This is a genomic window from Nonomuraea sp. NPDC049637, assembly GCF_040675235.1.
Classification (GTDB): Bacteria; Actinomycetota; Actinomycetes; order Streptosporangiales; family Streptosporangiaceae; genus Nonomuraea.
Map to the genome: position 1 here is coordinate 1 of NZ_JBFAOM010000091.1, position 12431 is coordinate 12431.

At 65.5% G+C, this 12431-nt stretch carries 9 protein-coding genes; 5 read left to right on the top strand and 4 right to left on the bottom strand.

Annotated elements, in window-relative coordinates:
- The 5 genes from AB0J71_RS48880 to AB0J71_RS48900 all read left to right on the top strand — a co-directional run.
- Positions 1–445: IS5 family transposase (locus AB0J71_RS48880; RefSeq protein ID WP_364421200.1), on the top strand; the 445-nt coding region annotated here is incomplete at its 5' end.
- A 51-nt stretch (positions 446–496) separates the two neighbouring features.
- A complete protein-coding gene (locus AB0J71_RS48885; protein WP_364421202.1) occupies positions 497–724 on the top strand; it encodes a winged helix-turn-helix domain-containing protein in 228 nt (75 codons plus the stop codon).
- Positions 725–871: 147 nt separating this feature from the next.
- On the top strand, positions 872–1135 hold the full coding sequence (locus AB0J71_RS48890; RefSeq protein WP_364421205.1) for a hypothetical protein: 264 nt from the start codon (positions 872–874) through the stop codon (positions 1133–1135).
- 117 nt (positions 1136–1252) lie between these two features.
- Positions 1253–2491: a hypothetical protein gene (locus AB0J71_RS48895; RefSeq protein WP_364421207.1), complete on the top strand. Its 1239-nt coding sequence runs from the start codon at positions 1253–1255 to the stop codon at positions 2489–2491.
- A 281-nt stretch (positions 2492–2772) separates the two neighbouring features.
- Positions 2773–8943 carry a DNRLRE domain-containing protein gene (locus AB0J71_RS48900; protein WP_364421209.1) on the top strand — a complete coding sequence of 2057 codons (6171 nt, stop codon included), beginning with the start codon at positions 2773–2775 and terminating at the stop codon, positions 8941–8943.
- Positions 8944–9197: 254 nt separating this feature from the next.
- On the opposite strand, the gene AB0J71_RS48905 is transcribed toward AB0J71_RS48900, so the two are convergent.
- The 4 genes from AB0J71_RS48905 to AB0J71_RS48920 form a co-directional block, all read right to left on the bottom strand.
- On the bottom strand, positions 9198–9680 hold the full coding sequence (locus tag AB0J71_RS48905) for a crosslink repair DNA glycosylase YcaQ family protein (protein WP_364421211.1): 483 nt from the start codon (positions 9678–9680) through the stop codon (positions 9198–9200).
- A gap of 140 nt (positions 9681–9820) precedes the next feature.
- Positions 9821–9955 (bottom strand): hypothetical protein, encoded by a 135-nt coding sequence (locus tag AB0J71_RS48910; RefSeq protein ID WP_364421213.1) that lies wholly within the window; start codon positions 9953–9955, stop codon positions 9821–9823.
- 1093 nt (positions 9956–11048) lie between these two features.
- A complete protein-coding gene (locus AB0J71_RS48915; RefSeq protein ID WP_352327435.1) occupies positions 11049–11996 on the bottom strand; it encodes a hypothetical protein in 948 nt (315 codons plus the stop codon).
- On the bottom strand, positions 11996–12253 hold the full coding sequence (locus AB0J71_RS48920; protein ID WP_364421215.1) for a helix-turn-helix domain-containing protein: 258 nt from the start codon (positions 12251–12253) through the stop codon (positions 11996–11998). Before AB0J71_RS48920 ends, AB0J71_RS48915 begins: the two co-directional genes overlap by 1 nt.
- Positions 12254–12431: the final 178 nt, after the last annotated feature.

Below are 12431 nucleotides of genomic sequence, written 5' to 3' on the forward strand. Positions count from 1 at the left end.
CCACCTGTCGGCGGACGGCCGATGCCGGACGCTGTCGCTGGTCCTGACGCCGGGCCAGTACGGCGACAGCCCGCAGTTGGAGCGGGTGCTGCGGGCGGTGCGGGTCCCTCGCCTGGGGCCGGGACGCCCGCGTACCCGGCCCGACAGCGTGGCCGCGGACAAGGCGTACTCCTCGCGCGCCAATCGCGTCTACTTGCGACGCCGTAAGATCCGCCACACCATCCCCGAACCACGTGACCAGCGCGCCAACCGCATCCGGCGCGGCTCGGCCGGGGGACGGCCCACCGGCTTCGATGCCGAGCGCTACAAGGCACGCAACATCGTCGAACGGGCCATCAACCGGTTGAAGAACTTCCGGGCCGTGGCCACGCGCTACGACAAGCGCGCCTACATCTTCCTCGGCACCGTCACCCTGGCCGCCCTGATTATCTGGCTCCGAACCTGATCCAAGAAACAGCTCCTAGAGCTGGAGTGGAAGGCTGGCATCCCTCGTTGGGTGCAGGTCTACGAGGACATCAAGGGCAAGATTGAAAGCGGTGAGTTTGCTCCTGGCGACCAGGTGCCCTCTGTCCTGAGACTGCAGCAGATCTACGGCATTGCCACTGCAACCGGCCAGAAGGTTCACCGCGCCTTGCGTAACGATGGGCTCATCAGAACCGAGCCGGGCATGGGGAGCTTCGTAGTTCCTCGTGCCGATCAGGCGGGGGAGCGCGGCCGTTCTTAGTGCCGCCTTATGTAACGTTCAACCTGTTCAGCGAGACGTAGTGGTAGCTGGTCTGACAGGGGCCGCCTGCGCGATCATGGTCTAGATGACGGGGTGGTTTGGGGCCGCGAGTGAGGCGATGATGATGTGGGCTGGTATGCCCACAGTGTGCGTGACTCGCTGATTCGGCGGTTCACGACGGACTTGCCGACGTTGGATGCTGTCCAGGAGCTGGCGGCGATCGTTTGGGTACGCGGGACCGGTGGTGAGGAGAACTTCCTCATCTGCGATGCGGTCACCGGTCAGCGGCTGGGCAATTTTGGTTACGTCATCACCGGCAAGTCGGAGGGCTTCTATCGGGTCGTCCCCGAGGCGCGTGGACGCGGAGTTGCGACGCGAGTGGTGACCTTCCTGGGAATCCGAGACTGGTGAAACTGGTCGAGGCGGCCCTGATCTGGTTCATCTGCTGAATCGCCGGTGTATCGATAACTGCGACCTGTCGCTCACCGTGAGGTATTCGCGACAGATTTGCATCTATCGTCCCTTTCGTTGCTGATCTACCATCCGAATGCCTTATTCGATCTTTACACCCTGGAGGTCGGGTGCACCCCCCCTCGCAAGGCGAGCCTTGCCATGCCCAAAAACGGGCGACCAGGCTACCGAGTAGCCCTCGCTGGTGGCTTGGTGATGGCGCTGCTCTTATCCACCACTAATGTGGCCGAAGCTGTCACCTTGTCATCTCCAGCCCAGACGCCGAGTCCAACGGCCAAGCCGCAACCCGTGGCTGAACGACCTGACCGTGTCTCGGCCGCCTTGACTGCACGCCTGCAAGGCAGCCGAGTTCTCGTCACCGGCGAGACCACCGAGACCACCCTCACCTACATCAACCCTGACGCCACCACAACGCTGGAAGCCTCCAGTGGCCCCGTTCGCGTCAAGCAGGGCGACGCTTGGACGCCGATCGACACCACGCTTGTGGCCCAGAACGGGACCCTCAAGCCCAAGGCCAGCCTCGCTGACATCGAGTTCTCCGCCGGCGCTGACGGTAAGCCACTAGCTTTCCTGGAGCGTTCCGAGAAGCAGTCCTACGCCTTGACCTGGCCGGTGGCCTCGCCTGCTCCGAATGTGGAGGGCAACAAGGCCACCTACACCGATGCCGCTGGACCTGGCGCCGCCCTTGTCCTTACAGCTCTCCCCAACGAGTTCCGACACGACATCGTCCTACGGGAGCGTCCCAACGGTCCCGTCGAGTACAGGATCCCCATCCAGGCCAAGGGACTCCCGCTCGCTGAAACCGACCAGGGCGGACTCAAGCTCACCGACACCAAGGGCAAGACCATCGCTTCGGCTCCACCGCCCGTCATATACAACACTCCCACCCCCGACAGGCCTGGATCGACCAGCACGGCCCCACAGCTGGATCGGCATTCCTTGGAAGCCGAGGTAGTTAGCGACGGCGAGCCGGGCCCACTGTGCGAAGGCCTCGGCGAGCACGCCTGCGGTGGCCGGCCGATCCAGGGTGGCGAAGCTGACGGCGGGTGGGGTAGTGCCGCGGCGGGCTCTGCCCAGCGGCGGCTGCTCGCCGACCGCGAGCCATGCCCCGGGTGGTCAGCGAGATCCTGTAGATCCGCTGGGAGGAGGCGGCGATCCCGGCGGAACGCAGATACGCCTCGACCGCGTCGGCGTAGGTGTCAGGCCGGTCGGGATCACGTCGGCGGCGATCAGGCTCGCGCGTTCACCCTCCTTCTGTGCCGCAGTAAATGCGTACACCTCGATCATGACCACTGATGTGGTGATCCAGCGCAGGATAGCACGGCATAGGCGGCTACCGCAGTAAATCCGGTATTTACTGCCGCCGTCTCCTCGCGTCTTTCGCGCCCTTTTGTAACCAAGCGGGGTCTTGATCATTTAGTTGATCTTGATATACGCTTCCTCCGTTTTGCCTGTGTATTACCTGATAGCTTCCTGAAAGTGAGGTATGGGTGAGTTCATCTTCACCCCCTGCAGCGCGTCCATCTGCGCCGGTGCGTACGCCCCGGTCAGGGACGCGCTTAGCGGTCGTCACCTTGGTGACTGCACTGACGCTGACCGCGTCTCTATCAGCCGAGAACGCCTCGGCCTATGCCCAGATTTCCCCCACGCCGACCGTTGCAGCCAAACCCGCTGCCCAGCCGGTATCAGAACGGCCGGACCGTGTCTCAGCGGCGTTGTCAGCTCGGTTGCAGGGCAGCCGGGTGCTGGTCTCCAGCGAAACCACCGAATCCACGCTTATCTACGCCAACCCTGACGGCACTATCACCCTGGAGGCATCCAGCGGCCCGGTACGGGTCAAACAGGGCGAAAAGTGGACGCCGATCGACACCACGCTGGTCGCCGCGGACGGGGTATTCAAGCCGAAGGCGTCACTGGCGGACGTGGAGTTCTCGGCCGGTGGCGAAGGCAAGCCGTTGGCCAGGCTGAAGCGTTCCGACAAGGAGTTTTACGCCCTTTCATGGCCCACTGCGCTGCCGCAGCCGAAGATAGAAGGCAGCAAGGCCACCTACGCCGATGCCGCCGGTCCAGGCGCGGACCTGGTGGTGACCGCGCTACCGGACGGGTTCCGCCACGATGTGGTGCTGCGTGAGCGGCCCGCAGGACCGATCGAGTACACGATCCCCGTCCAGACCCAGGGGCTGACGCTCTCCCAGACGGAGGAGGGCGGCCTCAAGCTCACCGACGGCAAGGGGAAGACGGTCGCGGCCGCGCCGGAACCGTTCATGGTCGACAGCAGCGCCGTGGCGGACAACGCCAGCACCCCATCGGGTGCGCCGTCGGTGGATGGCGCCGCCAAGACGGGCAAGGTCGGCGAGGTCACCACGTCCGTGGAGCTCAAGGACGGGACGACCGTCCTGGCGCTGAAGCCGGACGAGCGCTTCCTCGCTGACCCGGCCACCGAGTACCCGGTTACCGTCGATCCGACCACGACCCTGTCTGCCATCTCCACAGCGCAGGTCTACAGCAGCGGCGAGGTTTATGACGGGCCGTTCACGGCCGGCACCATTGACCCGGCAACCGACGGCTGGAAGGGCCGGTCGTACTTGAAGTTCGACACCTCCAGCCTGGCCGGGCAGACGGTGACCGATGCGCGACTTGAGTTGTGGCGCACCTATGTGGTCGGGTGCGAGGATCCGGCCGCCTCCGGAGTGGAGATCCGGCAGGTGACCTCGTCGTGGAACCGGACGGCGATCAGCTGGCCCAGCCAGCCGACAAGCACCAGCCAGGACTCCGTGATCGACCCTGTCGCCGATCCCGACACCTACGAGTGCGACCGGAAGGTCGGACTGCGTTCGCTGCGGGTCACGCCAATCGTGCAGCACTGGGCCGCCGGGACGGCCAACCATGGCTTCGTCATGCAGGGTAAGGACGAGACCCAGCAGCTGAACTACAACAGCTACAGCATCGGCACCGACGGCAACCCCGGCCCGAAGCTGAGCGTGACCTTCGGCTCCACCCCCGCGACCGACCGGCTCAGCGTCTTCCCCGGCGCGATGGCCGACAGCATCCAGTACGCCACCTCGACCACGCCCATCCTGCGAGCCTGGGTCAACGACCCCGACAGCGCCTCTGTACGTGCAGACTTTGAGGTCGAGCACGACCCAGCGGCCGCCAACCAGGGTACGGGGCTGATCTGGTCGGGCAGCGTCGACAACATCCCGGCCGGCACCGAGGCGAAGATCGCCGTCCCTGCAGGCAAGCTTCAGGACGGGTGGAAGATCCGCTGGCGCGCCCGCGCCTCCGACGCATCCTCTTCCTCGATGTGGTCAACCTGGCAGCGGGCCACCATCGACGCCGAAGCCCCCGTGCTGCCGGTCATCGAATGCGAGACGTATCCGGTCAACACCTGGTCGGCGCGGGTCAAGGACGCCTACTGCACCGCCCGCACCGACTCAGCCGACGGTACCGGCTACTTCTGGGGTCTGGACGACCCGACCACGCCGAACCTGCAGGCCTGGCAGGGCAGCGGTGACAACACCATGGCGCTGCCGCTCGACCTGCCCGACGGCTGGCACACCCTGTACGTGCGGGCCCGAGACAAGGCCCACAACCGTTCCGCCCTGGCCTCCTACAGCCTCGGCATCGGACCCGGCGGCTTCATCAGCCCGGTCGACAAGGCCCGCGTGCAGCGGACAGTAGCGCTGTCAGTCTCAGCTCCTCCCGGCCGTACCGAGGTGCGCTACTACTACCGGCCGGTCGGCGACGTCTTCAACCTGTATGAGATCCCGCCTGGCGACGTAACCGTGCCCGGATCCAGCACACCGCTCACCGCCTGGCCGCAAACCCGGACCGACACCAGCAAGGACTTCCCTGCCCTGACCTGGAACATGGCCAAGACCTTGGCCGACGCCAAGATCCGGGATGGTCAGATCGAGGTCAGTGCCTACCTGTTCGGTGGAGGCAAGCCCGAGGAGTTCATCAAGGACGCCGTCGTCACGATGGACCGCTCAGGCTTCGGCGGCTCCTATGCCACGCATGAGATCGGACCAGGCACGGTCGCGTTGCAGACGGGCGACTACGCCGTCGAAGCTGCCGACGCCAGCCTGTTCGGCATCAGCATCAACCGCACCCTGACCACGCTCGCTCCTGGAACGGAGCGCCCGGACGAGCAGCTGCCGGAGAACAAGGTCTTCGGACCCGGTTGGCGGGCTGGCTTCCCTTCAGCCCCGTCGGGCATTGCGGACTTTTCACCCACCAGCGGCGGCGAATCCGGTTCCCTGCAGCTGGTCGGCGCGGACGGCAGCACCCTGTCCTACCACAAGGACGGCACGAGCTTCACCGGGATCGGCGACGCAGCGGACGGTTCCCGCATCACTGCCACCGCAGAGCAGCTGACCGTCACCGACAGCTCAGGCGCAAAGACCAGTTACGTCAAGGCCTACGGCAACTGGGTGGTCGCCCGTACCGAGACGCCGGCTGCCGAATCCGCCGTCACCTACTACCGAGACGCGCAAGGCCGCGTCACTCGCGTGCTCGCCCCCGTCGCCGCCGACATCACCTGTGGAACAACCCTGGCACCGGGCTGTCGCGCATTGGAGCTCTCCTACGCCTCAGCGACGACCGCAACTGGCGTCGCCAACGGCTGGGGCGACTTCTCCGGCCAGGTTAAGAGTGTCTCGTTCACCGCCTTTGACCCCGAGTCGAACGCCATGAAGACGACCGTGCTTGCGGCCTACCAGTACGACTCCACAGGACACCTACGGCAGGTAACAGACCCACGCACCAACCTGGCGACGGTCTACTACTACAACGGCGAGGGCCGCATCTCGCAGATAACCCCGCCTGGCCTGGCACCGTGGCGGATGGACTACGACAAGGCAGGCCGGCTGGCACATGTACAGCGTGAAGGCGGTGACGTCGATCCCACCCAGGCCGTTGCCTACGATGTGCCGATCGGCGGGGCCGGTGCTCCAATCGACCTGACGCTGACGCAGACGGCGAAGTGGGGGCAAGCAACCGACCTGCCGGTGTCCGGCACTGCCATCTTCCCGGCTTCCCACCTGCCCGCACGCAATGCCGACGGCGCCTACACCCCAGTAGCGGCCGACTGGGAGTACGCCGGCCTGATCTACACCGACGTCAACGGTCGCGGGGTGAACACCGCCGCCTACGGCGCGGGCGCCTGGCAGATCTCGGCCACCCGCTACGACGACAAGGGCAACACCACCTGGGAGCTGTCTCCGGGTAATCGTGCCCAGGCGCTCACTCCGACTGTCGACACCGACCCGTATGTGGCAGGCCGCGCAGACAGCGCAGAGCGAGCCAGTCTTCTGGCCACCATCCGCACCTACAACAGCGACAGCGACCCGCTGACCGCAACCGAACCGGCACGCCAGGTCCAACTGGCCGACGGCAGCCTGATCTCTGCACGCAAACTCACCACCACCAGCTACGACGAAGGCAAGCCCTCCCAAGCGGTCACCTACCATCTGGCCACCACGACCAAGGTCGAACCACTCGTGCTGGACGGCACCGCCACCCCGGCACCGACCGACGTGCGCACGGTCAAGACCGGCTACGACCCGATCACCTCCGGTGACGCCTCCGGCTGGCAGCTGCGCCAGCCCACCAGCACCACCACGGTGATGCCCGGCCAGACCGACCTCGTCAGAAAGACCCGCTACGACGCGGCGGCCCGGGAGATCGAGCGCCGCCAGCCCGCTTCCACCGGTAGCGACGCCGGATCCCTCGCCACCGCCTACTACACCGCAGGCGCGCATCCACAGATCGCCGGCTGCGGCAACAAGCCGCACTGGGCGGGCCTGGCCTGCCGGCGAGCACCGATCACCCAGCCGACCGGTAAACCGCTGCCGGTCGCCACGCTGGGCTACGGCTACTACGGTGGCCTGACCAGCAGCGTGGAAACAGCCGGTGCGGCGACGCGTATTACGACTGTCACCTTCGATGCAGCCGGGCGCCTGTCCACGACGAAGGTGGAGGTCACCCCGGCGAGCGAGAGCGGCACCGCGGTGCCCGAGTCGACCGTCAGCTACGACCCGGCCACCGGCCTGCGGGCGGGTGTGTCGGCCGCCGGCAACACGCTCACCAACGGATACGACAGCTTCGGACGCCTGGCCACAACCAAGGACGCCGACAGCAACACCACCACCATCACCTACACCCTCGACGGCCAGCTGGCCTCCACCACCGACGCCAAGGGCAGCGTCACCTACACCTACGACGGCACCGACGCCACCGGCGCCAAGGAACGCCGCGGCCTGCCCACCGCCATCACCGCCCAGCGCATCGGCACCTTCACTGGCGCCTACACCGGTGACGGCCAGCTCGCAGCACAGGGATACCCGAACGGGCTGAGGGCGGTCAACCGCTACGACAGCGTCGGCTTCCACACCGGCCTCGCCTACGCCAAGGACGGCACACCATGGCTGTCCTACAGCGATGTCAGCGACATCCACGGCAAGGTCACCCAATCCGGCGATAGCCAGTCCAGCAGCCAGCGCTACACCTACGACGGCGCCGGACGTCTGGCCAAGACCGCCGACAGCGCCAACGGCTCATGCACGACCCGGCAATACACGCTGGATGCCAACAGCAACCGCAAAAAGCTCGAAACCTTCCCATCCGATGCCGGCGGCGGCTGCTCCACCGGCACGACCCCGGTGACCAAGGCGGCCAGCTTTGATGCCGCCGACCGCATCACCAACTCCGGATATGTCTACGACGCCTTCGGCCGCACCACCACGGTGCCCGCCGCTGATGTCACCGGCGGCGCCGACCTGAGCGTGGGCTACCACGCCAACGACATGGTCGCCTCCCTCACCCAGAACGGAACTACCAAGACCTACGGACTCGACCCCCGCGGCCGCATCCGCACCATCAACACCACCACCGGGACGGGCAGTTTCGGCACGATCGTCAACCACTACGCTGGCGGCAGCGACAGCCCGTCCTGGGTCGCCGAGAGCGACGGCAGCTGGAGCCGCAACATCACCGCCTTCACCGGCCTGGCCGCGATCGAGCGAAGCAACGGAACCAGCCAGATCAAGCTCACCAACCTGCACGGCGATATCGTCGCGACCTGCGACAACAGCCCAGCATCTGGCATCGCCGCCTACCACGGCTACACCGAATACGGGCCCGCCAAGGCAGGCAGCAACGACCCTGGACGATATGGCTGGCTCGGCGCCCACCAGCGCTCCAGCGGCGACAGCCTCGGCGGCCTGATCCTCATGGGCGCCCGCCTGTACAACCCCGCCACCGGCCGTTTCCTGCAGGTCGACCCTCTTCTTGGTGGCAGCGACAACCCGTACGAGTATGCCAGCCAGGATCCGATCAACAACCTCGACCTCGACGGCACCAAGAAGGCCGCAAAGAAGAAGAGCGACCCGAAGGCGAAAAAGCCTGGGCCTAAGTCCTGGGAGAAGTGCGAATTTACCTGGTACGGGAGAAAATGTACCGGGTTTATCACGAGCGCGGACGTCGATGACCTCATCCATACGCTCAACCAGATCGCAGCTGGTGCAGCTGGCTGCGCGGCGGGATCTGTCGGCAAAGGATGGATCGGAACAGTGGTGGGCGCTGTATGCGGCGCCACGAGTGCTGGCGTGTATGCACTGATCAACGAGATCGACTACGCAAACAAGAAGAGCGGCGGGAAGGGGGTAGACTACACTTGCAAATACTTTATAACCGGCGGCAGTTCCTGCGGGTTCAAGCCTCACGCAGATCCTCCAATGGAAGCATAAAGGAAATTGCATGGAAAGAATCAGATGTGCGAGCTCGACGACTGCCATCCTCGCTGTCGCAGCCATTCTGATCTCATGGCCGATCAGGGGAAGCAGCGACGCGGACACCAGTCGGCTGGGAGGCTGGCTGCTAGTAGGCGGCATACTCCTGGCTGTCGCCGCCGGGACCCTATACAACATTCGTAAAATGGTAGAGCGAGACAAGCATAGCCAGTAGACGCCACAGTCAAAACGGTCAGGCTCTTCGACTTCTCTCATCGCCACGAGAGGAGCCGAAGAGCCTGATTCTCTTGAATATGAAGCATCCTAAAGAGAAACGAAATTAATGGACTGTAGGGTCGGTTACGAGTTGGGAGGTGTGTAGGAGGTCTCTGTCCTGGAGGATTGAGCGGTGACGTGCCCTCCAGTGTCGCGGGGTGGACCCAGGCCGGCTCATCCCATCTCTCGACGGTGGCGGGTAGCAGACCGGTGTCGTGGGCCGCCTGGGCCGCGGCGGCGCGGGGGAGGGGGAAGTACCCGTTCAGGTCGGCGGTGGTGGCCACGCCGTAGACGTGGGCGCCTTTGGTCGGCAGCGCTGTGAGGCTAGCGTGCTCGCTGGGGCGAGCGTGCAGGAGGTCGGCGGGGACGCGGCGTTCGGCCAGGTCGTACACACGTTTGGCGCTGCGGCGACGAGGGCGCCGGTCCACACCAGGTACTCGGCCGCTCGCTTGCCGTCCGACCGTGCTCACCCAGACCATTCACGCTCGCCGAGAGCTTCGATGTCGCTCAAGGTCACAGGGCCGTAGGCGGCCACCATCTGCGTCACCCGCTCACACAGGGCGGGCTCGGGTGGCCAGGAGACGCGAGCGGTGCGCTCGCGCATGAAGGTCCACAACGGTCAGTCGGTCATCGGCGGCAGGCACACGGCGTGCGCCGCGCTCTCGAACACCGTCGCGGGGCCGGCCGGGCTCCACGGCTGGGTGTCGATGGCGTCGCGGCCCTGCCGACCGTCCAGTCGTGATCCACCCCTCATTATCTCTTGCAGTCCACCGAATCGCTTGAAGCGCGAGGCAATCAAGTGGCAGCATGGTCGCCTGTAGCGCTCCAACGCTGGGTGCCGACCACAAGTTGGTAGCCCGGTCGAGGGCAGTGTGAGTTCGTAGGGATGACGACTCCACGGAGCGCGGTCACCAGCGTTTTTATTGGCGCATGGGATCGAGCACTGTCGTCATTCCCCAGCACGGTGTCGGCGTGTTTCGATCCCCTGAACAGTCAGGGATCTCACATGACCCCCATCAAGGCTCTCTTGGTAGCCATCGCGGTTCTACTGGGCGTCGTCGTCGCCCAAACCACCGCCTACCTATCGCGGCGCGAAGGAAAGCCCGTCCCAACTGCTCTGATTCGTGCCGGTGTCGGGTTCGGTAGCACCGTTACTCTCCTTCTACTGATCATGGGGCATCTTGGCGCGCTCTAATTCGCGACGTCCCTGAGAGCCGGAAACAACCCACTCTCGCTCGTCGCTTCCGGCTCTCAGGAACCAGGCGTGTGAGTTCGAGCCGCGAAACGCCTGACCATACGGTAACGGCATTCAGATTGCTGAGCCTATGCAGGCGTCCGGAGTTTGTTTCTCGCTCCTGGAAACAGGCAGCCTGGACAAAAATTGAGACTTTCTCATGTTGCGATATTGAGCAGCGAAAATCGTTGGCCGGGGGCGGCGGTCAGGCGATCGGCCGGATGGCGATGATCCGGCATAGCGCTGCGGCAGGGATGGGAGCCAGGTGGGGGAGCCAATGCAGTCAGACCTGCGACGACGGCATCTGACGGCTTGAGACGTTCATGCAGGCAGGGGGCTCCCCCTCCGACTCCCTCAGACCCCGCCGGACCCCGTTCCCTTGCCTGGGGGTCAAGGGGTCGCAGGTTCAAATCCTGTCGTCCCGACGGTTGAAAAGGCCAGCCAATCTGGGTGAAAGCCCAGGTCGGCTGGCCTTTTTATTGATCACTCGACCTTGATCGATGATCTAAACCGCTCTCAGTATGGGACCAGCCTCCCGAGAGGTGAGCGCTCAGGGCGGTACCCGCGGCGACGATGGCAGCGCCATCCGGGTGGAGATAGCGCTGCGTGGTCGTCAGGGACGCAGTACCGCCGTCGTGATGCGACCGCCCCTAGGGCCCGTGAACAAGCGGGCCATTGGATCGTTCCCGGTGACTTGCAACCGCGTGAGCACCAGATCGCGGACCTCGGCGATGAGCGGCACTCGCCGGGCCCGCTTGCCCTTCGTCCCCTTGTCCGCCAGCCCACCGGGGCTCGGCGTGGTCTGCCTGCGGACCGTCCAGGTCCACGTGCGGGTGTCGATGTCTCCCGCACGTACCCCCGAGACCTCACCGATGCGTGCGGCCGTGCAGGCGGCGAAGACGATGACCTGTCCCCAGCCCGGGAAGTGGTCGGCCGAACGTGCTACGAGCGCGTGGGAGAGCCGCTCCAGCGCCGCCCAGTTCGGCAGCGCCAGCGTGCGCGGGTCGTCCAGTTCGTCTTCGGCCCTCTTGTACTCGCGTTGCCAGCCGGACACACGGGCGGGGTTGCGGTCGATGATGCCGTCGCGCACGGCTTGCTCCATGACGCGTACGAGGATGGCCAGGCTGTTCTTGACCGTCGAGCGGCTGCACTCGTCGGCGATCCAGCCATGCACGCCGCGGTCGACCGCTCCGTTCGTGATCATGCGTACCGGAAGGTGCCCCAGGGTAGGAACCACCCGCCTGCGCCACCCGGCCATGTAGGGAGCCAGCGTCTTGGGCTCCAAGCCGCGTACAGCCAGGTGCATGACGCGTTCTCCGTACTCGGTGAGGGGCATGGTCGCCATGCCCGGGTCGACACCACCGCGTGCGGCGCTCTCCATCTCCGCGATCCAGTTCGTGGCCGCATCCTGTGTGGGCAGGGCTACGGACTTGGAACGCCGACTGCCGGTGACGGGATCGAACCATCGCACGCGAGCGCGGAATGCGTTGCTGCCCGCGCGCACTTCCACATCGGAGGTGAGGGTGATGCCGACCGGCGGCAGCTCGGGCCGGAACGCCATCAGTCCACCTCGCCAGGGTCGATGCGGTGGCCGGCGAGCCACTGCTGCAGGTCGTGGATGTTGTAGAGGGTCAGGCGCGTTGTGAGCCGGACGAAGGGAGGTCCTTGGGGCGGCTTCGCCGTGCGCCAGCGGCGGAGGGTTGACGGGTCGACGGTGAGAATGGCTGCGACTTCCTCGGTCGTGCGCCAAGTGCGTGGCGCGTCGTTGTCGTGCGGGTCTTCGGCGGGTGCTGCGATCAGGTCAGCATTCGATGGCACAGGTCCTTTGCTCCTCGGGGAATGATGGCGCGAGGTGTTTCGCGCGCTCCGTCGTGTGGCCGTCTCATCCGTTGTCCGACGGCGTGATGGAGGTGCAAAGCCATGCGGTTCCGCAAGGTGAGTTACGCGGGGGCGAGCGCCGTCATGTGCGCCGGCCTGGGCCTGGGAGAAGCGGCGG